This is a genomic window from Micromonospora sp. NPDC047465, from assembly GCF_040643125.1.
Taxonomy (GTDB): Bacteria; Actinomycetota; Actinomycetes; order Mycobacteriales; family Micromonosporaceae; genus Micromonospora.
In genome coordinates, this window is sequence record NZ_JBEYTP010000024.1 from 29,886 (window position 1) to 54,452 (window position 24,567).

At 75.3% G+C, this 24,567-nt stretch carries 17 protein-coding genes; 6 read left to right on the forward strand and 11 right to left on the reverse strand.

Translation table 11 applies throughout. The annotated features are described in order from the left end of the window. The first annotated feature begins 8 nt into the window (after nucleotides 1-8). Nucleotides 9-1,358 carry an NAD(P)/FAD-dependent oxidoreductase gene (locus tag ABZ793_RS21480; protein WP_357459950.1) on the forward strand — a complete coding sequence of 450 codons (1,350 nt, stop codon included), beginning with the start codon at nucleotides 9-11 and terminating at the stop codon, nucleotides 1,356-1,358. 234 nt (nucleotides 1,359-1,592) lie between these two features. Continuing rightward, entirely contained in the window at nucleotides 1,593-2,768 is a 1,176-nt protein-coding gene (locus tag ABZ793_RS21485; protein WP_357459952.1) for a hypothetical protein, read from the forward strand. 207 nt (nucleotides 2,769-2,975) lie between these two features. Here the strand turns inward: ABZ793_RS21485 and ABZ793_RS21490 are convergent, their stop codons facing one another. After that, complete coding sequence (locus ABZ793_RS21490; protein WP_357459954.1) at nucleotides 2,976-3,803, reverse strand: hypothetical protein; 828 nt, start codon at nucleotides 3,801-3,803, stop codon at nucleotides 2,976-2,978. Between the two features lie 244 nt (nucleotides 3,804-4,047). On the opposite strand from ABZ793_RS21490, the gene ABZ793_RS21495 reads away from it, so the two are divergent. Further along, nucleotides 4,048-4,254: a hypothetical protein gene (locus tag ABZ793_RS21495; protein ID WP_357459957.1), complete on the forward strand. Its 207-nt coding sequence runs from the start codon at nucleotides 4,048-4,050 to the stop codon at nucleotides 4,252-4,254. A gap of 81 nt (nucleotides 4,255-4,335) precedes the next feature. Here ABZ793_RS21495 and ABZ793_RS21500 read toward each other — a convergent pair whose 3' ends face one another. Together ABZ793_RS21500 and ABZ793_RS21505 are read right to left on the reverse strand one after the other, a co-directional pair. After that, complete coding sequence (locus ABZ793_RS21500) at nucleotides 4,336-5,517, reverse strand: Cmx/CmrA family chloramphenicol efflux MFS transporter (RefSeq protein WP_357459960.1); 1,182 nt, start codon at nucleotides 5,515-5,517, stop codon at nucleotides 4,336-4,338. Between the two features lie 808 nt (nucleotides 5,518-6,325). Next, nucleotides 6,326-7,159, reverse strand: a complete 834-nt coding sequence (locus ABZ793_RS21505) for a TetR/AcrR family transcriptional regulator (protein ID WP_357459963.1) — start codon at nucleotides 7,157-7,159, stop codon at nucleotides 6,326-6,328. Between the two features lie 123 nt (nucleotides 7,160-7,282). Here ABZ793_RS21505 and ABZ793_RS21510 point away from each other — a divergent pair, with 123 nt between their 5' ends. Further along, nucleotides 7,283-8,980 (forward strand): MFS transporter, encoded by a 1,698-nt coding sequence (locus ABZ793_RS21510; protein ID WP_357459966.1) that lies wholly within the window; start codon nucleotides 7,283-7,285, stop codon nucleotides 8,978-8,980. Between the two features lie 265 nt (nucleotides 8,981-9,245). Here the strand turns inward: ABZ793_RS21510 and ABZ793_RS21515 are convergent, their stop codons facing one another. The 4 genes from ABZ793_RS21515 to ABZ793_RS21530 all read right to left on the reverse strand — a co-directional run bounded on the left by ABZ793_RS21515 (nucleotide 9,246) and on the right by ABZ793_RS21530 (nucleotide 17,525). Continuing rightward, nucleotides 9,246-10,862, reverse strand: coding sequence for a right-handed parallel beta-helix repeat-containing protein (locus ABZ793_RS21515; RefSeq protein WP_357459968.1), 1,617 nt, complete (start codon nucleotides 10,860-10,862; stop codon nucleotides 9,246-9,248). 193 nt (nucleotides 10,863-11,055) lie between these two features. After that, nucleotides 11,056-13,149, reverse strand: a complete 2,094-nt coding sequence (locus tag ABZ793_RS21520) for an amino acid transporter (RefSeq protein WP_357459971.1) — start codon at nucleotides 13,147-13,149, stop codon at nucleotides 11,056-11,058. Nucleotides 13,150-13,752: 603 nt separating this feature from the next. Further along, nucleotides 13,753-14,523: a DUF5995 family protein gene (locus ABZ793_RS21525; protein ID WP_350707455.1), complete on the reverse strand. Its 771-nt coding sequence runs from the start codon at nucleotides 14,521-14,523 to the stop codon at nucleotides 13,753-13,755. A 107-nt stretch (nucleotides 14,524-14,630) separates the two neighbouring features. Further along, complete coding sequence (locus tag ABZ793_RS21530; RefSeq protein WP_357459973.1) at nucleotides 14,631-17,525, reverse strand: AAA family ATPase; 2,895 nt, start codon at nucleotides 17,523-17,525, stop codon at nucleotides 14,631-14,633. Between the two features lie 261 nt (nucleotides 17,526-17,786). Between ABZ793_RS21530 and ABZ793_RS21535 the strand changes: the two genes are divergently transcribed. Continuing rightward, nucleotides 17,787-19,838 (forward strand): adenylate/guanylate cyclase domain-containing protein, encoded by a 2,052-nt coding sequence (locus tag ABZ793_RS21535; RefSeq protein WP_357459976.1) that lies wholly within the window; start codon nucleotides 17,787-17,789, stop codon nucleotides 19,836-19,838. A 110-nt stretch (nucleotides 19,839-19,948) separates the two neighbouring features. Further along, nucleotides 19,949-20,842, forward strand: a complete 894-nt coding sequence (locus ABZ793_RS21540) for an aldo/keto reductase (protein WP_357459978.1) — start codon at nucleotides 19,949-19,951, stop codon at nucleotides 20,840-20,842. Nucleotides 20,843-20,993: 151 nt separating this feature from the next. Here the strand turns inward: ABZ793_RS21540 and ABZ793_RS21545 are convergent, their stop codons facing one another. The 4 genes from ABZ793_RS21545 to paaK form a co-directional block, all read right to left on the reverse strand. Continuing rightward, nucleotides 20,994-21,560 (reverse strand): dienelactone hydrolase family protein, encoded by a 567-nt coding sequence (locus ABZ793_RS21545; RefSeq protein ID WP_357459980.1) that lies wholly within the window; start codon nucleotides 21,558-21,560, stop codon nucleotides 20,994-20,996. A gap of 58 nt (nucleotides 21,561-21,618) precedes the next feature. Then, nucleotides 21,619-22,728: a nucleotide disphospho-sugar-binding domain-containing protein gene (locus ABZ793_RS21550; protein ID WP_357459982.1), complete on the reverse strand. Its 1,110-nt coding sequence runs from the start codon at nucleotides 22,726-22,728 to the stop codon at nucleotides 21,619-21,621. A 72-nt stretch (nucleotides 22,729-22,800) separates the two neighbouring features. Then, nucleotides 22,801-23,208: a hydroxyphenylacetyl-CoA thioesterase PaaI gene (paaI, locus tag ABZ793_RS21555; protein ID WP_357459985.1), complete on the reverse strand. Its 408-nt coding sequence runs from the start codon at nucleotides 23,206-23,208 to the stop codon at nucleotides 22,801-22,803. 1 nt (nucleotide 23,209) lies between these two features. After that, nucleotides 23,210-24,517 (reverse strand): phenylacetate--CoA ligase PaaK, encoded by a 1,308-nt coding sequence (paaK, locus tag ABZ793_RS21560; RefSeq protein WP_357459988.1) that lies wholly within the window; start codon nucleotides 24,515-24,517, stop codon nucleotides 23,210-23,212. Between the last annotated feature and the right edge of the window lie 50 nt (nucleotides 24,518-24,567).

Below are 24,567 nucleotides of genomic sequence, written 5' to 3' on the forward strand. Positions count from 1 at the left end.
GCGGCCCCATGTCACCCAGACCACCCCACGTCCTGATCATCGGCGCCGGCACCGGCGGGCTCTGCCTGGCCCACGGCCTGCGCCGCGCCGGGATCAGCGTCGCCGTCTACGAGAAGTACCGCACCCGCGGCGAGGGACTGCTCGGCTACCGCGTCGGCATCGGCCCCACCGGCAGCCGCGCCCTGCGGGAGTGCCTGCCGCCACGGCTGTTCGACACCTACCTGGCCACCTGCGCCCGATCCCCCCGCTACTTCAACGTCATCACCCAGCGGATGCGCCAGACCGCCTCGTTCACCCTGCGCCCCGACACCGACCCGGTGGACACCGAACGGTCCGTGGCCCGGATGACCCTGCGCCAGGTCCTGCTCACCGGCATGGAGGACGCGGTCCACTTCGACAAGACCTTCACCCGGTACGAGCAACGCGACGACGGCACCGTCACCGCCCACTTCGCCGACGGCAGCACCGCCACCGGCGACCTGCTCGTCGCCGCGGACGGCACCCACTCCGCCGTACGCCGCCAGTACCTGCCGCACGCGGTCACCCGCGACGCCGGCACGGTCAACATCGCCACCCGCATCCCCCTGACCCCGCACACCCGCCAACTGCTGCCCGAACGAATCGAGCAGGGCATCTCGCTGATCTTCGGCACCGGCGGGATGATGGGCGTGCTGCACGTGATGGAGTTCAAGTGGAACGGCGACGGCACGCTGAAACCCGGCGTCGACCCCGCCGACGCCGCGCTGCTGCGCGACTGGCCCGGGCTGCGCCACGACACCACCCGCGACAACATCAACCTGGTCATCTGGAGCACCGCCCGCCGGTTCCCGCCCGACGTCATGCAGCGCCGCGGCGAGGACCTCGTCCTGCTCGCCCTCCAACTCACCCGCAACTGGCACCCCCACCTGCGCGAACTGCTCGCCCGCAGCGACCCGGGCAGCGCCCTGCCGATCCGGGTCTCCACCAGCGAGCCGGTGCCGCCGTGGAAGAGCAGCACCGTCACCCTGCTCGGCGACGCCATCCACACCATGACCCCCGGACGCGGCGTGGGCGCCAACACCGCGCTGCGCGACGCCGCCCTGCTCTGCCGGCAGCTCCGGCTGGCCGCGGCCGGCGACAAGACGCTGCTCCAGGCGGTGGCCGACTACGAGGCCGCGATGGTGCCGTACGGCTTCGCCCGGGTCGCCGACTCACTCAACCGCAGCGGCACCAACGGCGACGACCGGATGTACAAACCCGTCGTCGGCCGGCTCGCGCTGCTCGGCGCACGCGGCTACTTCGGCGTCACCAGCCGGGTGCCCCGACTGGCGCGCAAGTTCGTCAACGACTTCTACACCTACCGCGGCGAGGAGGACTGACCGTCCGACCCGGACCCCGGCGCCCGCCCGGCGCCGGGGTCCCCGCGTGCCCGCCCCGCACCGTGCGCGGACGGCGCCGGGCGACGACGGTCCGTCGCCCGACGGACACCGCCGGTGCAACCCGTCCCACATGCGCCGTGACCGGCCGATCCTGCCTGCCGCCCGCACGGCACGTGTGCGAAGCTGCGGCGAGTTTTTCTCGGAGTTTCGACGCGAACGAATAGGAGGTCCGCCGTGGCGTGGTCTTTCGGGCACTGGCTGATACTGATCGTGGCCCTGCTGGTGGGTCTGGCCGCCGGATGGTTCTGGCGCGGCCGGCAGGGCGCGGCAGCCGGGCACGGCTCGCCCACGGTGGAGGGTGACCGGGTCGCCGGCGTGACCGCCGTGGTGGTCGACCCGCCGCCCGCCGCCACCACCGACGAGGTACGCCCCGAGGTGACCCTCGACCGGGCCCCGGACGCCGTCGCCGACCCCGTGCCCGCCCTCGACGGCCCGGCCGACGCCGGCCCCGCCCCGGTCACCGTCGTCGCCACCGACGCCGCGCCGGCCGACAAGGTCGACCCGGCCGACATGGCGCTCACCGGCGACCCGGTGCCGGCGCCCGACACCGACTCCGTGGCGGCGGCCACGCCGAGCGACACCGCCCCGGATCACCGGCCGGACGCCGAGGTCGTGCTGCCGGCCGCCGCCGGGGTGACCGGCCCCGTCGACCGCGAGCCGGCCGAGGAACCGACCACCGCCACCGAGCCGGAACCCGTCGCCGTGAACGAACCGAAGCCGGTGCCGGCCACCGAGCCGGAACCCGTCGCCGTGAACGAACCGGAGCCGGTGCCGGCCACCGCCGCCCCGATCGAGGCCCCGACCGCCGAGTCGGAGCCCGCGCGCGCCGACGAGGCGGAGCCCGTCCCGGCCGCCGAGCCGGAACCCGTCCGGGCCGTCGCCGTCCCCGCCCAGGCGCAGCCCGAGGCCGTGCCGGTCCCCGCAGCCGCCGGCCCGGCGGAGCCGACCCCCGCCGCCCCGGCCGAGCAGGACGCGACGCCGGCGGCGACCACGCCGGCGGACGTGCCGGCCGAGCCGGCGGACGAGCCGGCCGAGCCGGTGGTCGTGCCCGCCGCGCGCGGCGCGGTGGCAACCCCGCCGGTGCGGTCCGCGGCCGACGCGGACGCCGCCGACGACTTCCGCCGCATCCAGGGCGTCGGCCCGAAGATGGCGGCGGCGCTGCAGGCCGCCGGCATCCGCACGTACGGGCAGCTCGCGGAGTTGGACGAGGCCGCGCTGCGGGAGACGATCCGGGGCGCCGGGCTGCGGGCCGCGCCGAGCCTGGCGACCTGGCCCCAGCAGGCGAAGGTGCTCGCGGGCGCCTCGCAGGAGGCGGCCGCCGCGCTGCCGACCGGCGGCGACGACGCCTGACCCCCGGGGCCGCCGCACCGACGGCGGCGCCGGACGGCGCTCCCCCGCGAGCCGGGGCGGCGCCACGACACAATCCACCTGATGCCACCGACGTCGCGACGTCCGCTCACCCGGACGCCGCGACGTCGGGCATTCCGGGCGGAGGCCGACCAGCCACCGGGCGGCGGCCATGGGAGCCGGACACCGCCAGCCCGATCCGGCACCCGGTCAGACCAGCGCCTCCGCGTACCCCCGGACCCGCAGACGCCGACCGGCGGTGGGGCCGAGCCGCACCTGGAGGCCGAGCGGCGCGGCGGCCCGGCGCACGTCGTCGACGTGCAGCGAGCCGTGCCGGTCGACGGTGAGCACCGGCGGCTCCTCCGGCTCCCCGGCGGGGGCGTGGAACGACAACAGCGTCACCGAGGCCGGCAGGTGCCCGGGGTGCGCCGCCCGCGCCGCCGCCTCGTCCCGGTGCGCGAGCACCACCAGGTCGTCGAGGTGGGCGAAGTCCTCGGCGATGCCCTCGGCCTTCCAGTGCGCCGGCTCCTCCGCGACCCCGGTCAGGTGCCGGGAGCGGTTAGCCGAGGTGATGTGGAGGTGGTCCACCCCGGTCTCGGCGACCGCCCGCGCGAAGAACACGTTCGACGGGCAGGCCAGCCCCGGCGCGATCACCTGCGTGGTGCGTACGCCCCGGTCGTGCCGGGTGAGGTGGGCGGGCAGCCGGTCGACGGCCGGGCCGCGGAAGCCGAACGGGCCCGCGCCGTAGAGGACGCCCATCAGCTGCCGCACCCGGTGCGCGGGCAGCCGGTGCGGCAGCCGCGCCCAGTCGAACATCGCGGGGATCCGCCCGAAGGCGGTGGTGATGCTGCCGACCTGGTCGGCCGGCCGACCCTTGGCGACGTTGACCCGGCGCACGGTGGCGGCGTCCGGGCGGGTCACCAGCGCGTAGAAGTTCCCGAACGCCACCGCCACCACCGCGCCCCCGGCCAGTGCGCGGGCCGCGACGGCGACGTCCTCGGGGCGGTCGACGTACAGGTGCGGGGTCGGGGCGTCCATGGTGTCCTCCTGCGCGGCGCTCTGACGCAGTTGTACGCCCGCCGGGCTGCCGCGCGCGGCCGTCGGTCGCCGATCCGATAGCGCACCGGCGCGCCCCGGCCCGGGCGGCCGGTCGGCCGGGGCGGGCCGTCAGGCCGGCGGGCCTGCCGGGCGGGACGGTCGACCGGCGGCGTCGTTAGCCGTTCCACGCGACTGGGTACAACTTCGACACCTCGAACCACCACACCCCTTTCTGGAGGCAGCGATGCGCGGCACGTCGATACTCGGAGTCATCGTCGTCATCTGGCTGATCATCGGCGCGGTCGCCGCCGGCCAGCGCGGCTACTACAACGGCGACGACACCAACTGCGCCGAGGCGGGCACCATCCTGGTGACCATCGTGGCCGGGCCGCTGAACTACGTCGGGGCCAACCCGAAGGTCGACTGCGAGCTGCCCCAGCCCTCCGAGTAGGACGGATCCCGGCCCGCGCCTGGCGGGTGGCGCGGGCCGGACCGGTGGACGGCCTCGTGCGGCGACGGGGAGCGACGCGGGCTAGGAAGCGACCACCCGCGTGGGCGACTCCGTCCCGGCATCCCGCCACACCGTCCAGGTGGGTACGGCGGCGACGAACGCCAGTGCCACCAGCAGCGCGCTGACCCACAGCGGGGACCGGTAGCCGAGCCCCGCGCCGATGGCCGCCCCGCCCAGCAGGGGGCCGACGGCCGCGCCCACGTTCAGGGCGGCGGTCGCGAAGGAGCCGCCCAGGGACGGCGCGTCGACGGCCGCGTACAACGCCCGGGTGATCAGCGTGGATCCGACCGCGAACGAGAGCGTCCCCTGGACGAGGACGAGCAGGAACGCGGCGGGCGCGCTGGCCGCGGTGGCCGCGAACAGGAGCCAACCGACGAGCAGGGCCACCCCACCGGGCACCAGGACCCGCATGGGCTGCGAGTCCGACACGCGACCGCCGACCGTCACACCGACGAACGACCCCAGGCCGAAAAGAGCCAGCAGGACCGGCACCCACCTCCGGTCGTAGCCGCTGACGTCGGTGATCAGCGGCGCCAGGTAGGTGAAGGTGCAGAAGGTCGCCCCGTTCACCAGGGCGCCCAGGAGCAGGGTCACGAGCAGGCGGGGACGGCGCAGCGCCCGAAGCTCGTGCCGGGCGCTCGGTACGGCCGCGTCCGGTGGCGTGGCCGGGACCGCGCGCCGGATGGCCACGACGGCGGGCAGCGAGACGACGGCCACCGCCCAGAACGCCGAGCGCCATCCCCACAGTTGGCCGAGGAACGCCCCGGCCGGCACCCCCGCGACGCAGGAGAGGGTGAGACCCCCGAGCAGCACGGAGGCGGCCCGGCCCTTGGCCCCGGGTCCGGCCATGTCGGCCGCCGTGGCCAGGCCCACCGCGAGGAACCCGGCGTACGCCAGCGCTCCGACGACCCGGGTGGCCAGCAGCACGGCGAAGCTGTCGGTGACCGCCCCGACGACGTGTACGACGACGACGGCGGTCAGGAAGACCAGCAGCGCCCGACGTCTGGGCCACCGCAGACTGAGGACGGCCATCAGCGGCGCTCCGATGATCATTCCTGCCGCGAAGGCCGACGTCAGCGCGCCGGCGGCCGGGACGGGCACGTGCAGGTCCCGGGCGATGTCCGGCACCAGGCCGGACAGCATGAACTCGGACGTTCCCTGGGCGAAGACCGCCAGCCCGAGCAGGTAGATGGCGAACGGCATGACACTCCACATTCCGCGTCGTGGATGGATGAGAGGACGCGGGTGGGTCACGGCGGGCCACGGCCGGGCGGCGCACGGGACAACCGTCCAGCCGGGCGCACGGAGACCACCGCGCGAGGGCCTCCCGGTACGTGGACGCGGCACGACGGTGGTGACGCGCGGGTGACGCCCGGGAGCAGCCGGTACGACGGCGATCGGTGGCGGGGACGCCTGAGGGACGCTGTCCGGTTCCGACAGCGTCTAGTGCGACGTCAACGAAGGCCAGCCACCGGACACCGGTGGCTGGCGTCTGGACGCCTCGGGGCTGGACACGACGCAGACCCTAGTGACGGCGCGGAGCAATCGTCAACGCGATAACCGCCGGCGGCGCGGGCGCGGCAGCGACGACGTCCGTGGATCGGCCGAGGAACGTCACCGGGCTGGGCGACGGGCGGGCCTCCGAGGTCAGCCACGCCGCTGCCTGAGGCACATCGCCTACAGCATCCTAGGAGGATGGGCTGTCAGGCCGACGGGACCGAACCCGTGCCGGAGGCGGGGCCTTGCCGGATACGAACCGGTCCCGGCCCGCCCTGCCCTCGACCGGTCGGCGGACCCGCACCTCGGTGGCGTTAATCAAGGCACGCGGGTGGTGGCCCAGGTTAGGCCACCACGTCGGCGAGGGCGCGTAGCCGCGCTCGGTCGTGCACCCGGCAGCCGCGCTCGGCCAGCAGCGGCCGCACCTCGGCGACACTGCGGGTGATCGCCGGGCGATGGACTCCGAGTTGCTCGGGAACGATCCGGGCCGCGTGACAAACCCGCCCGCCGCGACTCAGGCCTCGATGCCCCGCCGTGCAAGATCGGCCGCGATGCCGTCCAGGACTCCGGCGAGGCCCGAGGCGAACAGGGCGTCGAGGTCCCAGGGGGCGGCGCCCGCGCGCATCGCGGAGCCGAGCCGCGGGTACGCGCCGGACTCGAAGAGCGGGCTGCGTTCCTCGTCCGGGGCGTGCGCCGTCCGCTGCGTGGTGCTTCCCGCCTGCCGCTCCGCCTCCACGTCGCTGACGTAGGTCAGCGCCACACCCTGCACGTAGGAGGCGAACATGAACATGTACCGGAAGGCGTCGGCAGGTTCGAGGCCGAGTCCGTCGAAGGAGGAGAAGCTGCTCTCGCTGTCCGCCGCGAGTGCCGGGCTGAAGTGTGCGCGGGTTGTCACCAGGACCCTCGACAGGATCCACGGGTGGCGGTGGTACAGCTCCCAGTCGCGGTAGGCGGCTCGTTCGAGGCCGTGCCGCCAGTTCCGCGGTGGCGCGTCGGGCAGAGGGACGTCGGCCATCGCGGCCTCCACCATCAGGGCCACCAGATCGTCCTTGGACGCCACGTGCCGGTACAGGGCCATGGTGCTCGCGCCGAGGTCCGTGGCGACCCGGCGCATCGACAGCGCGTCGAGCCCCTCCGCGTCCGCGACGTCGATTCCGGCCCGCACGATGCGCTCGACGGTGAGGTGGGGTGCGCTGTCGCTCTCCTCCAGGACGTCGGCCGGCGCCTCCGTCCTACGGCCCCGGTAGGCCCGCGCCTGGCAGGCGCGGGAGCAGTAGCGCCGCGGCCGCCCCCGTTCCGCATGCTCCAGCGTCTTTCCGCAGGACGCGCAGGCCGACTGCTCCGACATCACCACACTCCTTTTCGTCACACCCGGCGAAGGTGTGTCGAAATTCTATCCCGCCATCGAAGCGAGCGCATGAAGCAGGGAAAATAGCAAGCCCGAAACACATTTGCAGCCACCCGCACGCGTGTGCGTATCCTGTACACAGCTACGCGCGTACTAAGTACGCACTGCGTGACGGAATCCGTCCCAACCGAAAGAGCAGGAGCGAAGGACATGACCGAAGAACGTAAGAGAGCCGGAACCAGACAGTGGGTCGGGCTCGCCGTTCTGGTGGTGCCGTGCGTGCTGGCGTCCATGGACATGTCCGTCATGTTCGTCACGCTCCCGTCCCTGACGGCCGACCTCCAGCCGAGCAGCTCCGAACTGCTGTGGATCATGGACGCCTACGGCTTCCTGCTGGCCGGCCTGCTGATTACGATGGGCACCCTTGGTGACCGGATCGGACGGCGGCGGGTGCTGCTGACCGGTGCTGCGGCCTTCGGTCTCGCCTCGGTCCTCGCGGCCTACGCGTCCAGCCCCGAGATGCTGATCGCGACCCGCGCGCTCATGGGCATCGCCGGAGCCTCGCTGGCTCCCTCCACCCTCTCCCTGATCCGGAACATGTTCCACGACGACCGGCAGCGGGCCACCGCCGTCGGCGTCTGGACGGCCGGCTTCGCGGGCGGTGCCGTCGTCGGCCCCATCATCGGCGGCCTGCTGCTGGAGCACTTCTGGTGGGGCTCGGTCTTCCTGATCAACGTCCCCGTGATGATCCTGCTGCTGCTCCTCGGGCCACTGCTGCTGCCCGAGTACCGCGACCCCATGCCGGGCCGCTTCGACCTGCTCGGCGCCCTGCTGTCCCTGGTGGCCGTCCTCGCCGTGATCTACGGCATCAAGCTGACGGCGAAGCACGGCTTCGGATTGACCCCGGCTGCCTGCATCGCCGCCGGACTCGCCGTGGGAGCACTGTTCATCCGCCGCCAGCGCAAGGCCGTGAACCCGATGATCGACCTCGCGCTGTTCAGCACCCGCCGGTTCAACGTGCCGCTGCTCATCGACGCCCTGGCGACCTTCGCGATGATCGGCTTCTCGCTGTTCAACTGGCAGTTCATGCAGCTCGTCCTGGGCATGAGCCCGTTCGAGTCGGCCCTGTGGTCGCTGCCCACGTTCCTCGTGCTGCCCGTGGGTGTCGCCCTGGCCACCGCGATGGCGCCGCGTATCGGCAAGCCCAACGTGATGATCGCCGGGCTTCTGGTGGCGGCCGCCGGATACGTCGCGCTGTCCCTGATCCGGACCGACTCGGGCATCGTCTATCTGGTGAGCGCACTCGCCGTGGTCTCCGTCGGCATCGGCGGTGTGTCCGCCGTCGTCACCGAGGTGATCCTGTCCGCCGCGCCGCCGGAGCGAGCCGGGTCGGCCTCCGCCCTGGCGGAGACCTCCGCCGAGTTCGGCGGAGCGTCGGGCATCGCGATCCTCGGCAGCATCGGCACCGCCGTCTACCGCTCGCAGATGGAGTCCCAGGCCCCCGCGGGCCTCACCCCCGAGGAGCTGGCCGCGGCGAAGGAAACCCTCGGCGGCGCCGTCGACACCGCCGCAGCCCTACCGCACCAGACCGCGCAGGCGCTGCGGAGCGTGGCCTTCGACGCCTTCACGCAAGAGATGCGGATCGCCGCGATGGTCAGCGTCGTCCTGACGGCGGGCGGGGCCATCCTGATCGCCACCATGCTCCGCGCCGCACGCAACCGACCCGGACCCGCCTCACCGAGGGCGGTCCCGGGGCGGACGGCACAGCACGGCGGTCGCGACCAGGCCGACGAACTGCCCGTGACGACGCCCACGTCGTGAACCCGGTCCCGTGGACCGTACCGGTATAGCCGCGCCCTCTCCCGGGCAGCGGCTACACCGCCAGCGGCTCCGCCTCCCGGTAGGGTCGCTGGGCCCGGCCGGAGCGGCCGACAGCCGAGCTCGCGCAGGCGAGCTCGGACGGGGCGGCGAACGGAGGGTGCCGTCCGGACGGCGGGCACGCGACGAGGGGCGCACCCGGCCCGCGCCGCCGACGATCCTCACGATCGTCGAGAGCGGGGCCGGGTGCGCCCCCCGGGGCGGCCGGTCAGCGGAAGCAGTTGGCCACCGGTACCCGGCTGCCCTCGCAGTTGGTGGACTCGTTGTCGACGATGTCGGTCTCGTCGTCGACCCTGACCCGGGCCTTGTCCGCGAAGAGACCGCCCGGCTTGCCCGTGGCGGTGTTGTCGCTCACCCGGCTGCGGTAGAGGGAGACCTGACCCTGGGTCGCGAAGATTCCGCCGCCCGTCGACGCCGCGCCGACGGCGTGGTTCCCGTCGACCTCGCTGTGGCGGACCAGCAGGTTGGACTTCGCGGCGTAGATCCCGCCGCCGGTGCCCCGGGCGGTGTTGCCGGCGACGACGCTGTCGTCGAGCGGCAGCAGCCCCTGGGAGGTGGAGATGCCGCCGCCGTTGCCGGTGGCGGTGTTGTCGCGCACCTCCAGGCCGCGCAGGAAGATCAGGGCGTCCGAGTTGGCGATGCCCCCACCGGTCTGGGCGGTGTTGCCGAGCACCTTGCTGTCGGCCACCCTGGTGCGGGCCGAGAAGCTGGCGATGCCGCCGCCCTGCGCCGCGTTGTTGTGCGCGAAGGTGCTCTTCTGCACCTCGGCGGCCCCGCGGTAGTTGCCGAGGCCGCCGCCGTACGCGACGGCGGTGTTGTTCCGGAAGTCCGACGTGCGCAGGCTCAGCACGCCGCCGTTGAGCAGGCCCCCACCCTTGCCCGCCTTGCCGGCGGCGTGGTTGTCGACGAACGTGCTGTCGGCGACCACCATGTTGCCGTCGTTGAAGATCCCGCCACCGCCGCCCTCCGCGGAGAGGGAGGTGCTGCCGACGACGGCGGTGCGCTCGACCACGGCCGACGCGCCGTGCACGACGTGGATGCTGCCGCCCTCGGCGGCGGAGAGGCCGTTGCGCAGCACGACGTCGGAGAGGGTCAGTTCCCCGCCGTCGCGGACGGTGAAGAACCGGAACGCCTCGGCGTGCACGTCCCGCTCGATGGTGGCGCCCTCGCCCCGGATCGTGATCGGGTGGTAGATGACCGGCAGCCCCGCCTTGTCGTGCTGCGGGTTGCGCGGCGGGGCCTCGGCGTCGCCCGGGTTCTCCGCGCTGTCGGCCGCCTCCCGGGCGTCCCGGATCCCGCCGTCGTAGTCGTCGGGCTGCTGGAAGGCGTGCGTCAGCTCGTACGTGCACTTCGGCGCGAGGCGCAGGTGGGCGCCGCCCTCGGCGTTGGCCCGGACCAGCGCGGCGATGAGCTTCGACGAGTCGCACGGCACCGCGACCTCCCCGCGGCGCCCGGCCCCGGGCCCCGGGTCCGGGTACCCGTCGCGGCCCTCCTCCCCGCCCCGGTGCTCCCCGGCGGAGTCGCCCGACCGGTCGCCGGAGGGCTCCCCGGCGGCAGCCCCGGAGGGGTCGTCGGAGGGTTGCCCGCCGAGGGCGGCGCGGCCCTGCTCGCGGCGGTCGTCGCGGTGCTCCGCGCCGGAGTCGTCGCCGCGCAGCACCAGGGACGGTGTCTCCGACGCGACGGGCGATCCCGCGGCCACCGCGACGCCGCCCGCCACCCCGGCTACCCCGGCCACCAGGGTGCCCGCCACGAGCCCACCGGCTAAGAACCACCGGGACCGCCGCCTGCTTGGCGCCGCTCGCCGGTTCCCTTGATACGTCGACATCAGCCTTCCCCTGCCTCTCGTGCATGACACGGCCGGCCCGAACCGGGCGCGGGGTGACTGACATCCCGACAGCCACCGAAGGCCACGATACGAGCGAAACTCGGGCAAGTCAGTCGAAGATGAATAAACGTACGATTCACCTTGAAAGACGTGATAACAACCGCACGGCCCGAGGCTGGCACGGGTGCCGGGGTCAGCCGCCGACGTGGATGCCCGGCCGGCGGGCCGGGTCCGGCTCGGACTTGCGGAGGATCTCCCGGACCACCGGCGGGGTGTCGCCCCGACCGAGGATGAGATAACGCAGCAGGTGCGCGAGGGGGTTCCCCTCGGACCACTCGAAGTGGGCGTGTGGGCGGACGCCGGTGGCGTCGCGCAGCGCCAGGAGGATCGCCGCGATGGCGTTCGGCACCGCCGGGCTGCTGGCCCGCAGCACCCGGAAGCCCCCGACCTCCACGCCGTGGACCCGCAGCACCTGGCTGAACTCGGACGGGTCGACCACCTCGATCTCCAGGAACAGGATGTCGCCCTCGCCGGGGACCGGGTTCATCCCCCGCTGCGCCCGCTCCTTGATCGTGTACTCCTTCACCGCGCCCCGGGCCCGCTTGTGGGCGATGAGGTGCAGCCGTCCGTCGTGCGCCAGCGAGTCGGCGACGAACCGTCGGGCCGCCTCGTCGAACTCGATCCGCTCCGCACGCAGCTCGGTGGTCCGGCTCACCCGCGAGACCAGCGAGACCGCGACGATGCCGAGGATGAACAGGGCCGAGATGGTGATGCCGTCCGGCTTGGCGACGGCGTTCTCGGTCAGGGCGTACAGCAGGACCAGGGTGAGCACGGCGAAGCCGACGGCGGCGAGGCGCTCCCGGCGGCCGGCCGCGGAAATGGTGACCGCCACGGCGGCGGAGACCATCATGGCGAGGATCCCGGTGGCGTACGCCCCGGCCTGGTCGTTGACGTCGGCCCGGAACACCACGGTAATCGCGATGCTGACCAGCGTGTAGACGATCACGACCGGGCGCACCGCGCGGGCCCACTCGGGCGCCATGCCGTAGGTGGGCAGGTAGCGGGGCACGATGTTGATCAGGCCGGCCATCGCGGAGGCGCCGGCGAACCAGAGGATGAGCACGCTGCTGACGTCGTAGACGGTGCCGAAGACCTCGCCGACGTGCTCGTGGGCGAGGTACGCCAGCGCCCGGCCGTTGGCGGCCCCGCCCGGCGCGAACTCACCGGGAGGGATCAGCACCGTGGTCACGAGCGAGGTCGAGACCAGGTAGACCGACATGACGAGGGCGGCGGTGGCGAGCATGCGCCGGGTGTTGCGGATCCGCGCCGCCAACCGGGCCGCGCCGTCCGGCCCCTCCCCGGCCACCAGCGGCATCATGCTGACCCCGGTCTCGAAACCGGAGAGCCCGAGCACCAGCAGCGGGAAGGCCAGCACGGCGGTCACCGCCACCTCGCCCGGGCCCCGGCCCGCGTTCAGCGCCGAGGTCCAGCCCGCCAGCGTCCCCGGGTCCGCCGCGATCTCCGCCAACGAGACCGCGACGACCACCGCGTTCAGCACCAGGAAGACGGCGACCAGCGGGATGGCCACCGCCACCGCCTCCCGGAAGCCGAGCAGGAAGACGCCGCCGAGGACCAGCAGCAGCACGACGGTGACGCCGACGGCGACCGCCGTTCCGCCGACGCCCTCGGGCAGCAGCGGGTTCTCCAGCAGGTGCACCGTGGCGTCGGCCGAGGAGAGGGTGATCGTGATGATCCAGGAGGTGGCCACGAAGCCGAGCAGGACCAGCACGAAGACCTTGCCCCGCCAGAACGGCAGCAGCCGTTCCAGCATCGCCACCGAGCCCTGCCCGTGCGGGCTCTCCCGGGCCACCCGCCGGTACATCGGCAGCATGCCGAGCAGCGTCAGCGCGACGATCAGCAGGGTGGCCAGCGGGGAGAGCGCCCCGGCCGCGACCGCCGCGATCCCCGGCAGGTACGACAGGGTGGAGAAGTAGTCCACCCCGGTCAGGCACATGACCTGCCACCAGGCGTGCGAGCGGGCCTGGCCCTCCGCCGACTCGGGGCCCACCGGCTGCACCCGGTGCATCAACAGCCACCGTCGCAACGGGCTGGGCGGCGCCACCGGCCGGCTGGGGCTGGCCACGACCTCCGGGACGGCGACCGGGCGACCGGCGCGGCGGCCGGGGCGGGTGGGATCGCGCGCGGCGCGCAGTTCCCGGTCCCGTCCGGCGGGCGGTTGGCGGCGACCGCGCGTGCGCCGCGACCCCGCCCCGTGCTCGTCAGCCATCCCCCGTCCCCGCCCCTCGGCCGTCCTGACCCGACCGTAGGCGGTCTCCCGCCGGCCGCCCGCCGGAACGGCGAACCCGGAACGCCCTTCCGACAGGGCGGGAGGCCCTCCCGGACAGACGGGCCGGCCGGGGGCGCCGGCCGGGCCGTCAGCCACCGGCCGGCGCGGGCGTACCCCGCGCGGACCGGCCGACACCCCCCGGGCCGGCCGGCCCTCCCCCAACCCCCGACCACGGCCCGCCCGCCGGGCGGCCACGGCGGCCGGGCACCCTCCGGGCCCGCCCGCCGCGCGCCGACTTCGGCCGGGCACCCCCCGGGCCCGGCCGCCGTCGGCGCCGTCCTCAGCCGGCCAGTGCCAGCCGCCCGACCAGCCAGGCCGCCCGGTCGTCCCGGGTGTCGGCCCGGCAGCGCTTCTGCTGCGAGCGGTGCACCGGCCGGGCAGCCGCCGCGGCGTACCGCATCAGGTCGAAACGCCCCTGACCGCGCCACCCGGCGCGGCCGACCAGCCTCGGCGGATGGCGGGCGGCCGCGCGCGCGGGCGGAGCGGACGCGTCCCCGCGCTCCGCCGTGTGCCGGTGCGGAGCGCGGGGACCCCCCGTCCCGGCTACTGCAGGAACGCCCCGAGGGGCGAGAGCAGCAGCCGGCCGAGCGCCGCGGCGGTGTCGTCCAACCGCGCGCGCTCACACTCGTGGGCGGCCGGGTCGTGCCGGCACCGCCAGATCTTCTGCGCGTTGCGCCAGGCGACGTCGCGGGTGTACTCGACCAGTTCCCCCTGGTACCAGTCGTCGATGTCGCCGTTGAGCATGTCGATGAGCAGCTGCCACCGCTCCAGGTAGCCGCGCCGCAGGCCGGGGATCTTGTCCGCGAAGATGTTGTTGATCTCGAGGTAGTCGCGGTGCTGCTCGGTGCCGTCGACCGGCTCCGACTCCAGGCTGTCGAACGTGGTCACCAGCGCGAACGGCAGGTCGAAGTTGATGTGCGCGTTCACCCCGGCGGCCGCCGACGGCAGCGGACGGGCGTCCGGCCCGCGCATCCGTTCGAACAGGCACGTCCAGGCCTTCGGCGTGCCCGGGCTGGAGTCGGTCCACAGCCGCATGGCGTCGAAGTAGCGCGCGGCGAACTCCACGTCGAGCCGGGACAGGAACACCGGGTCGGAGAACCGGTCGTCGTAGAGCCCATTCAGCACGCTCTCGGTGATCGTCAGATAGAGCTTGTTGAAGTCGGCCAGCGGGCAGCTCGCCTCCAACGGAGGCAGCCGGACCAGCAGGTCCTGGAGCTTGGTGAGGTGGTCGACCACCGCCGGCACGTCGGCGGGGTGGTCGGCGAGCAGGTCAACGACGTCCCGATGCACGGGCCCCCACACCGGTTCCGTCATCTCTCCTCCACAGTGGTTCCCGGCACCCCGTGCCGTCGGCGACGCTGCACAGCCTGCCAGCCGACGACCGTCGGCCGGATCAGTAGAACGACGTATCCGTACGCGCGTCAGGCGGGCCGGTTACGCAGGAAGATGGCGCTGGCCTGCACCCGGGTGCGGACCTGGAGCTTGTCGAAGATGTGCGAGACGTGCACGCCGATCGTCCGCTCGCTGATGAACAGCCGCTGGCCGATCTCCCGGTTCGTCAGCCCCTCGGCGACGGCGGCGAGCACCTCCCGCTCCCGCGCGGTCAGCACCGCCAACTCGTCGCCGTCCGGGCCGGCGGTCGGCTCGCCCGCGACCGGCCGGTCCTCCAGCGCCACCCGGGCCCGGCCCGCGAGGGTCCGGATCTCCGAGGTCAGCGGCACCGCGCCGAGCCCCTGCGCCGCCTGGTACGCCTGCCGCAGCAGCTTGCCCGCCGTGGCGCTGCGCTTGCGCCGGGCCAGCAGCGCCTCGGCCTGCCGCAGCCGGGAGTAGGCCGCCGGGTAGGGGTGGAGGCGCCGGTCCCACTGCGCCACCGACCGGGCCCACAGCTCCGGATCGCTGCTCTCCAGGCGGCTCACCTCGGCGGCGCACAGCGCCAGGAACCCGTCGACCACGTCGCGCACCGGGCGGGCCGCGTGCTCGCTCTTGCGAGCCACCCGGTCGGCCACCTCCCGCAGCCGCCGCACCGCGGTCTCGTCCACCGCGATCGTCCGGCTGGCGTGCGCCTCCGCCTCGGCCCGCAGGCCGTGCCACACCAGCGCGGCGAGGATGCCCACGTCGTCGGAGCGGCTCTCGGTCAGGCCGCGCTGCACCGCCTGCCGGGCGAGGTCGTGCCGGCCCTGCCACATGGCCAGCCCCGCCCGCAGCGTGAGCAACGGGATCACGTGCCGCGCCCCGCCGCCGGCGAGCACCGTGGCCACGGCGTCCAGGTCGCGGTCGGCGGCGGCGATGTCGCCGTAGCCCACCGACAGCCGGCACCGGGCCAGCAGCAGCTCGACCGCGTCCGCGCCGGAGGGACGGTGCCGCAGCGCCGCCGCGACGACCTTCTCCGCCTCCGCCCACTGGCCCACGCGGAACAGCCCGTTGGTGGCGATGGCCAGCAGCCGGGTCTCCCAGGTGCGGCCGAGGCCCAGCTCGGCCACCCGCTCGGCACCCCGGCGGGCGACGACGACGCCCTCCTCCAGCACGTTCAGCGGCCCGGTCAACAGCTCGGCCAGGTGCAGGTACGCGCAGGCCACGTCCTCGGGGCGGCCGGAGCGCTCGGCGGTCTCCAGCGCCCGGCGCATCACCGCCAGCCCGGCGTCCGGGTCCTCCAGGTACGCCTCGGAGAACCCGAGGGCCGCGCTGGCCAGCACGACCTCCGACGTGGAGCCCTCGACCGCGGCGGACAGCTTCAGCGCCTCCCGGGCCCGCCGGCCGGCGTCGGCGTACCGACCGAGGTGCAGCAGCAGCTCGGCCAGGTGGGCGGCGGCGGTGGCGCGTTCCCGGGGCGTGCAGTCGGCGGCCTCCAGGGCCCGCTGGTATTCCGCCTCGGCGAGCGCCGACCGGCCGGCGGCGGCCAGGTAGCGGGCCCGCCGGATGTGCAGCGCACAGGTCGACCGGTCGGCGCCGGAGCCGGCCAACTCCTCGAGCAGGGTCAGCGCGCGGGCGTGCTCGCCGCAGTGGTGGGCGGCCTCGGCCGCGCGCTCCAGCAGGGTCACCCGGTCCACGTCCAGCGGACCCACGCCGGGCGAGCCGGCCAGCTGCAACGCCACCGACCAGTGCCGGTGCGCCTCGGCCCAGCCGTGCAGCCGCTCGGCCTCCCGGGCCGCCGCCGTCGCCGCCGGCAGCGCCCGCGCCGGCTCACCGGCCAGCCGCCAGTGGTGCGCCAGGCGGGCCTGGTGCAGCTCCGCCGGGGCCGAGGTGAGCGCCTCGGCGTAGCGGCGGTGCAGGGCGGCCCGTTCGGCGGGCAGCAGCTCGTGCTCCAGCACCTCGGCGACCAGCCGGTGCCGCAGCCGGTAGCCGTCGTCCGCGCCCACCAGCAGCCGGTGCGCGACGGCCGCGCGGACCGCCTCGATCAGCTCGTCCTCGGGCAGCCGCGTCACGCGCGCCAGCAGCCAGTGCTCCACCGGCTCGACGCCGGCCGCGACCGCGTGCACCACGGCGTGCGCGTGCTGGGGCAGCGCGTCGACCCGGGCCAGGAAGATCTCGCGCAGCGTGTCGGAGAGGCCGTCCCGGCCGTCGCGCAGGTCGCGGGCCAACTCCTCCACCACGAACGGGTTGCCGCCGCTGCGCCGCCACACCAGCTCCGCCGCCTCAGGGGCGAGCGGTCGGCCGACCACGGCGGCGGCGAGCTGGTCGGTGCCGGCCCGGTCCAACGGGACCAGGTCGAGCACCCGCACCGAGCGCAGCCGCCGCAGCTCGGTGAGCACCCGGCGCAGCGGGTGCGCGCCCTGCAACGACTCGGCCCGCACCGCGGCGAGCACGGACAACTGGAGGTCGCCGAGGCCGGCGAGCAGATAGAGCAGCAACTGTCGGGTGCTGCGGTCGACCCACTGGAGGTCGTCCAGCACGAGCACCAGCGGACGCCCCTCGGCGATCAGGTGCAGACCCCGGGAGACCCGCTCCAGCAGCGCCCCGGCGCCGTCCGGGCCGGCGGTCTCGTCGGCGAACATCTGCAGGAGGCCGCGGACGGCCGAGGACGTCCGGGCGTGGGAGCCGGTCAGCTCGGCGTCGAAGCGGCGCAACGCCTGCAGCAGCGGGTGCAGCGGCGACGCGTCGCCGATGTCCAGACAGGAGCCGGTGAGCACCAGGGCGCCCGCGTCGCGCAGCCGGGCGCCCACCTCGCGCAGCAGCCGGGTCTTGCCCACGCCGCTCTCGCCGGTGAGGAAGACCGCGGCGGTGTGCCCCTGCGCGACCTCGTCGAGCAGCGCGGACCGTACCGTCGTCACCAGGTCGGCCCGGCCGACGAGCGGTGCGGCGTCCACATCGCTGGCCATGGCACGCAGCCTAGTCACACGTCCGCGCACCGTTCTACGGGTCTTCTGCCCCTGTGGTACTCGTCGCGTCGACATTGCGACCGGAGGTTGCGGCTGGCCGACATACGTCGTTCTGCGGATCCCCCGTCGGCCCACAGGTGACAGTGTCCGAGGCATCGGCAGGCAACGGAGGGAAAGGCGGGTGCGATGCCCATGCTCACCATCGTCGCCGGTCCGCAACGTGTCCCGTCAGCAGGTTGGCCGGCGCCGGAGGAGAGACGCATGGTCACCGTGCTGTTCGCCGACATCGTCGGGTCGACCGCGCTCGTCGACCGGCTCGACCCCGAGGACGTGCGGGCTTTGCAGCGCGCCTACTTCGCCACCGTCGCCGGGGTGCTGCGCCAGTGGCACGGGGTGGTCGAGAAGTACGTCGGCGACGCGGTCATGGCGCTGTTCGGGGCACGCGAGTCCGACGGGTTCGACGCGTACCGGGCGGTACGGGCGGCGCTGGACATCCAGCGGGCCCTCGACCGGCGTCCCGTGCCCGGCGCGCCGCGGCTGCGGGTCCGGGTCGGGGTGGCCACCGGCGAGGCGCTGGTGGACCTCGCCGCGACGCACGACGGCGGGCACGGCGCGGCCAGCGGCGCGGTGACCAGCACCGCCGCCCGGTTGCAGGAGTACGCCCCGCCGGGCGGCGTGGCGCTCTGCGCGGTCACCCACCGGGCCACCGTGGGGCTGATCGACCAGCGCCGCGTACCGCCGGTGGCCCTCGCCGGCAAGGCGCTGCCGGTGGACGTGTGGCACGCCACCGGCGCCACCCGGCCGGTCCCGGCCCCGCACGAGGGCCCGCTGGTCGGGCGACGGCGGGAACTGGCGACCGCCCGTGACCTGATCGTCCGCGCCGTGCGGGACCGCAGCCCGCGCTGGCTGTCGCTGGTCGGTCCCGCCGGCAGCGGGCGCAGCCGGCTGCTGCACGAGCTGCGGCGCGCCGTCCCGACCGTGGACGACGTGCCGGTGCGCTGGTGCGTCGCGCACTGCCCACCGTGCCCGGAGGCCCTGGCGCCCGTCGCCGACCTGGTGCGCGGGGCCGCCGGCCTCCGCGCGAACGACCCACCTCCGGTCGTACGCCGCCGGCTCGCCGCCGCCCTCGCGGGCCTGGTGCCGCCCGCCGGCCTGGCCGAGGCGGTGTCCGCGCTGGAGGGACTCCTGGCGGGCCCGGACGCCGCCCGCGAGGCCGCGCGGGGCGCCGAGGTGGCGCGGGAGGTGCTGCTGTCGCTCGCCGCCCGGGAGCCGCTGGTGGTGGCGGTGGACGACCTCGACCGGGCCAGCGGGGAGCTGAACCGCTTCCTGCACCGGCTCTTCGCGGCGGCCACCGCCCGGTCCCTGCCGCTGGCGGTCGTGGCGCTGCACCGTCCCGAGTGGGCGGACGTGCTGCCCGGGGCCCGGGACCGCCGGCACCGGCTGGACGTGCCGCCGCTGCGCCCGCTGGAGACCGGCCGGCTGCTGCGTCACCTGCTGCGCCGGGCCGACCGGCCGGCGGCGGCGGCCGCGCGCCTGCTGCCGCTGGTCGAGGGCAACCCCGGCCGGGCCGCCGCGTACGTGGCGTCGCTCGACGTGACGCCGCCCGCGTTGCCGCCCGTGCCCGAGTCGGTGCGCCGGGAGGTGGACGCCCGGCTGGACCGGCTCGACGGCGTCCGGCGGGCGGCGCTGACGGCGGTGGCGGCCCTCGGCGTCGCGGCCCTCGGCGCGGGGGTCACCGCGTCGGCGGTGGGGCGCCTGCTCGGCTGGTCGCCCGCCCGGGTGGTGCCGGAGCTGCGCGCCCTCGCCGCCTCGGGCCTGCTGGTCGGCCGCGCCGGCGGCGGGTACGCGGTCGCCGACCCGGTGCTGCGCGAGGTCGCGTACGCCCGGCTGCCGAGGGCGGCGCGGGCCGCGATCGCCGGGTGGGCCGGGCAGCCGTCGGATGCGGTGGCGCCGGTCCGCCGACCCGCCGCGGCGGCCGTGACCGCGTCGGGGGCCGCCCCGTCCTCCGCCCTGCCCGTCGGCCCGGTCGCCGCGCGCGCCGTCGGTCGGCAGCCGCTCGCCGGCCGCGCCACCACCTCCGGCGCCCCCTGGCCGACCGGGTCGGGCCCGGCCACCGCAGGCGCGCGGACGGACCGGGCGGGACGTTCCGGGGCCGTCCGGGTGGTGGACCTCTCCGGGTGGACGGCCGGCCCTGGCGCGCCCGTCGGACGCGACCGCGCCCCGTCGGTCGGGCCGGCACGGTCGGACTGGCGGAAGCGCCGCGAATGGAGGTCGGCGTGGGGGCTGCCGCGCGGGGCGCCGGCGGCGGCGTGACGGAGGGGCCGTCTCTCCCCCACGATCCACCTTAGGCCGGTGCCGGCCCCGGGCGGTATCGGGCGGCTGACCGAGTGCGCGGGCCGGTTCCCCTTGGCTAGCTTCGTCCGATGCCTGTCGAAGAGATCACCGCCTCCGCCGCCGGCACCTGGACCCTCGGCGACCGCACCGTGCACCGGATGGGCTTCGGGTCGATGCGGCTGACCGTCGACCCGGACCGGGCGCGCGCCGTCCGCGTCCTGCGCCGGGCGGTCGAACTCGGCGTCAACCACATCGACACCGCCGCCTTCTACGTCTCGCCGGGCGGGCCGCTCGGCGTCGGCACCGGCCCGCGCCGGTACGCCACCGAACTCATCCGGGAGGCGCTCGCGCCGTACCCGGACGACCTGGTCATCACCACGAAGGTCGGGCCGTCGTTCGACGCGGCGACCCGGCACCGGGAGCTGACCCCGGCCGAGCTGCGCCGGGAGGTGGAGGAGAACCTGCGCCGCCTCGGCCGGGACCATCTGGACGTGGTCAACCTGCGGATCGTCCGGCGCGAGGGGCGGGACTCGGTGGCGGAGCGGTTCGCCGCCCTCGCCGAGCTGCGCGACGCCGGGCTGATCCGGCACCTCGGCCTGTCCAACGTGCGGGTGGACCACCTGGACGAGGCGCAGGCCGTCGCGCCGGTGGTCTGCGTACAGAACGCGTACGCCCTAGACGCGAACCGGTGGGCCGACGACCTGCTGCGGGTCTGCGGCGAGCGCGGGGTGGCCTTCGTGCCGTTCTTCGCGATCGCCGGCGCCGGGCGGGAGGCGGGCGCGACCGGCGGGCACGACGACGCGGTGCGCGCGGTGGCCCGCGCCCACGGGGTGACCCCGCATCAGGTCCGCCTGGCCTGGACGCTGCACCAGGGGCGGCACGTGCTGGCCATCCCCGGCACAGGCGACCCGGAGCACCTGGCGCAGAACGTGGCGGCCGGCGCGATCCGGCTCTCCGCCGACGACCTGGCCCGCCTCGGCTGAGCGGCCCCGTCGGCCCGGCCCGCCTCGGCTGAACGGCCCCGTCGGCCCGGCCCGCCTCGGCTGAACGGCCCCGTCGGGCTCGGCTGGCGGAGCGGTCTGGTCCGGCCCGGGGCGGCTCAGCGGGCCGGCGGCCCGCCCCGCCGGAGTCCGGTCAGTGCTCGGCGAGGAAGGCGACGGCCCGCTCCCAGGTCTGCGCGGCGGCCGTCGCGTCGTGGTCGGGCAGGTGCGGGTCGGTGTAGAGGTGCCCGACGCCGGGATAACGGTGGACGGACAGCTCCGCGCCGGCGTCGGTCATCGCCCGCCGCCACTGCGCGACCTCCGGCTCCGCGTCGTAGTCGTCCGGGTCGCCCAGGTGCAGCTGCACCGGCAGGCCCGGCCGGACCGACTCCGGCTCGCCGCCGACGCCGGAGAGCAGCAGGAGCGCCGCCGCGTCGGGGCGCTCGGCGAGCATCGCGCCGGCCACCCCCGCGCCCATCGAGAAGCCGGCCAGCACCGCGTCGGCCGGCGCCTCGCGCAGGGCCTCCCGGGCCCGGTCCAGCACGGCGTCCTGGCCGATCTTGCGGAGCAGGGCGAAGCCGTCCTCCACCGTTTCCGCGGCCGGCGCGCCGTAGAGGTCGGGGGTGACGACCGTGTGCCCGGCGGCGCGCAGCCGGTCGGCGGCGGTCAACACGGCCGGCCGCAGCCCGTAGACGGAGTGAAACAGCACGACATGTCCCATGGAGGCATCCTGCCCCACACCCCCGACCGGAACGGGCCGCCGCGCGGGCGGGACGGCGTCAGGCCAGCGACTCCAGCCGCCGCACCAGCTCCGCCGGCCCCGGCATCGCGGCGATCTCGGCGCTGACCTGCCTCGCCGCGTCGCGCAGCGCCGGATCGCCGACCAGCCGGGTCAGGGTGTCGGCGGTGATGTCGCGGGCCCGGACCGCGATTCCTGCGCCGCGCGCCGCCACCAGCTCGGCGTTGTGCCGCCGGTCGCCGGCCCCGACGGTGGCCAGCTGCGGCACCCCCGCGGTCAGCGCGGTGAAGACGCTGCCCGCGCCGCCGTGGTGGACCAGCGCCGCGCTCGCCGGCAGGGCCTCGGCGAGCGGAATCCAGTCGACGGTACGCACGTTGCCGGGCAGCGCCCGGCGGGCCAGCCGCGCGTCCGGGCGGACCAGGACGAACTCGGCGTCGACCCGGTCGGCGGCGGCGACGACCGCCGGCATCGGCCCGGCGCTGCCGGGGCCGGCGACGGTGCTGCGGCTGACCAGCACCCGCGGGCGCTCCCCCGGCTCGCGCAGCCAGCCCGGCAAGTCGCCGCCGCCGGCGTGGGCGGCGTAGCGCATGGGCCAGCCGTCCTGGTGCCGCACGCTGGGCGGGGCGACGGCGATGGCGGCGGCCGGGGGCGGCAGCTCCGTCAGGCCGTGCCGGCGCAGGGTCCCGCCCAGGCGCGCGAGGGTGACCCGGACCAGCTCCCGGCCGTCGAAGAGGGCGTTCTCCTGGCGTACGGCGGGCACGCCGCGCGTCGCGGCGGCGAGCGCCCCGGCCACCGCGAACGGCTCGTGGACCACCAGGTCGGGCTTCCACCGCGCGGCGACGGCGACCACCCCGTCGGTGATCTGGTCGTTGACCGCGCCGAAGAGCAGCGCCGCGCCCCGGGTGCCGGCCGTGCCGGCCAGCTCGGCCCGGGCGATCAGCGGGTGGCGCAGCATGACGTCCCGGGCGATCCGGCCGAAGTCGAACGCCGGCGCGACATCACGCACCGGCAGCCCGGACTGCTCCGCCCGCAGGCCGTCGGCGGCGGTGGCGACGAGCACCTCGTGCCCGGCGTCGCGCAGCGCGGCGGCCAGCGGCAGCAGGGGGAAGACGTGCCCGATCAACGGCGCGGAGACCACCAGAACTCGCACCGCCCGATGCTAGCCGCGCCGGTAACGCCCGTGGGGGCGGCGAGGTCGGACGCATCGGCGCCGGCGCGAGGCTCAGCCGGCGGGCGTCGGCAGGGTGCGGCTGCGGCCCCGGAACTCGGCGACCACCTCGCCGCCGTCCCGGGTGACGGTGACGTCGTAGATGCCGCTGCGGCCGTACCGGGTGCGCTCGGTGGCGCGGGCGGTCAGCAGGTCGCCCTCGCGGGCGGGACGGACGAAGGTGATCTCGCCGCCGGCGGCGACGGTGACCGGACCGTGGCTGTTGCAGGCCAGCGCGAAGGCGGTGTCGGCGAGCAGGAAGACGAAGCCGCCGTGGGCGATCGCGTGGCCGTTGACCATCGCACCGGTCACCCGCATCCGGGCCACCGCCGCCCCGTCGGCGGCGTCCACCAGCTCGATGCCGAGCCCCTTCGACGCCGCGTCGGCGTCGAACATGTCGTACGCGGCGTTGCGCCCCGCCATGTCAGCCGCCCCGCCGCTGGTCGACGATCCGCCGCATCTTGCCCATCGACCGTTCCACCCCGTCCGGGGCGACCACCTCGACCGCCACGCTCACTCCGATCGTGTCCTTGACCAGCCCGACCAGCGCCCCGCCGGCCCGCTCGGCGGCCTCGACGGCCACCCCCGCCCGCCGCTCCACCCGGACGGTCAGCGTGTCCAGCCGCCCCTCCCGCCCGAGGACGCACTGGAAGTGCGGCGAGAGCTGCGGCGTACGCAGGATCAGCTCCTCGATCTGGGTGGGGAAGACGTTCACCCCGCGCACGATCATCATGTCGTCGCTGCGCCCGGTGATCTTCTCGATCCGGCGCATCGGGCGGGCGGTGCCGGGCAGCAGCCGGGTCAGGTCGCGGGTCCGGTAGCGGACGACCGGCATGGCCTCCTTCGTGAGCGAGGTGAGCACCAACTCGCCGCGCTCGCCGTCGGGGAGCACCTCCCCGGTGACCGGGTCGACGATCTCCGGATAGAAGTGGTCCTCCCACAGGTGCGGCCCGTCCTTGGTCTCCACGCACTCGTTGGCCACGCCCGGGCCCATCACCTCGGAGAGGCCGTAGACGTCCACGGCGTGCATGTCGAGGCGCTGTTCCATCTCCCGGCGCATGTCCTCGGTCCACGGCTCCGCGCCGAAGACACCGACCTGGAGCGAGGTGGCGCGCGGGTCGATCCCCTGCCGCTCCATCTCGTCCACGATCGCGAGCATGTAGCTGGGGGTCACCATGATGACCTCCGGCTCGAAGTCCCGGATCAGCATCACCTGGCGTTCGGTCATCCCGCCGGAGACGGGGATGACGGTGCAGCCCAGCTCCTCCGCGCCGTAGTGCGCGCCGAGCCCGCCGGTGAACAGCCCGTAGCCGTACGCGACGTGCACGCGGTCGCCGGGGCGGCCGCCGGCGGCCCGGATCGACCGGGCCATCAGCCGGGCCCAGGTCCGCAGGTCGTCGGCGGTGTAGCCGACCACCGTCGGCCGGCCGGTGGTGCCGGAGGAGGCGTGCACCCGGGCGATGCGTTCGCGCGGCACGGCGAACATGCCGAACGGGTAGTTCTCCCGCAGCTCCGCCTTGCCGGTGAACGGGAAGCGGGCCAGGTCGGCCAGGTCCCGGCAGTCGTCGGGGTGCACCCCGGCGGCGTCGAAGGCGCGGCGGTAGTGCGGCACGTTGTCGTACGCGTGCCGCAGCGACCAGCGCAGCCGCTCCCGCTGCACCGCCCGCAGCTCGTCGACGCTCGCCCGCTCGATCGGCTCCAGGTCCTCGGGGCGCGGGGTGCGGTCCTGCATCGGTGCCTCCTGCACGTCACGCTGGCGCGGCGGCGGGGGTCGCGTACCGA

What these genes read in the sequence shown, in the direction of transcription:
- ABZ793_RS21525 (WP_350707455.1), bottom strand. Translation starts at nt 14,523, where the DNA reads ATGACGGAACCGGTGTGGGGGCCCGTGCATCGGGACGTCGTTGACCTG.
- ABZ793_RS21535 (WP_357459976.1), top strand. Translation starts at nt 17,787, where the DNA reads ATGGTCACCGTGCTGTTCGCCGACATCGTCGGGTCGACCGCGCTCGTC.
- ABZ793_RS21505 (WP_357459963.1), bottom strand. Translation starts at nt 7,159, where the DNA reads ATGTCGGAGCAGTCGGCCTGCGCGTCCTGCGGAAAGACGCTGGAGCAT.
- ABZ793_RS21480 (WP_357459950.1), top strand. Translation starts at nt 9, where the DNA reads ATGTCACCCAGACCACCCCACGTCCTGATCATCGGCGCCGGCACCGGC.
- ABZ793_RS21520 (WP_357459971.1), bottom strand. Translation starts at nt 13,149, where the DNA reads ATGGCTGACGAGCACGGGGCGGGGTCGCGGCGCACGCGCGGTCGCCGC.
- ABZ793_RS21540 (WP_357459978.1), top strand. Translation starts at nt 19,949, where the DNA reads ATGCCTGTCGAAGAGATCACCGCCTCCGCCGCCGGCACCTGGACCCTC.
- ABZ793_RS21515 (WP_357459968.1), bottom strand. Translation starts at nt 10,862, where the DNA reads ATGTCGACGTATCAAGGGAACCGGCGAGCGGCGCCAAGCAGGCGGCGG.
- ABZ793_RS21500 (WP_357459960.1), bottom strand. Translation starts at nt 5,517, where the DNA reads ATGCCGTTCGCCATCTACCTGCTCGGGCTGGCGGTCTTCGCCCAGGGA.
- ABZ793_RS21490 (WP_357459954.1), bottom strand. Translation starts at nt 3,803, where the DNA reads ATGGACGCCCCGACCCCGCACCTGTACGTCGACCGCCCCGAGGACGTC.
- ABZ793_RS21545 (WP_357459980.1), bottom strand. Translation starts at nt 21,560, where the DNA reads ATGGGACATGTCGTGCTGTTTCACTCCGTCTACGGGCTGCGGCCGGCC.
- ABZ793_RS21530 (WP_357459973.1), bottom strand. Translation starts at nt 17,525, where the DNA reads ATGGCCAGCGATGTGGACGCCGCACCGCTCGTCGGCCGGGCCGACCTG.
- paaK (WP_357459988.1), bottom strand. Translation starts at nt 24,517, where the DNA reads ATGCAGGACCGCACCCCGCGCCCCGAGGACCTGGAGCCGATCGAGCGG.
- paaI (WP_357459985.1), bottom strand. Translation starts at nt 23,208, where the DNA reads ATGGCGGGGCGCAACGCCGCGTACGACATGTTCGACGCCGACGCGGCG.
- ABZ793_RS21495 (WP_357459957.1), top strand. Translation starts at nt 4,048, where the DNA reads ATGCGCGGCACGTCGATACTCGGAGTCATCGTCGTCATCTGGCTGATC.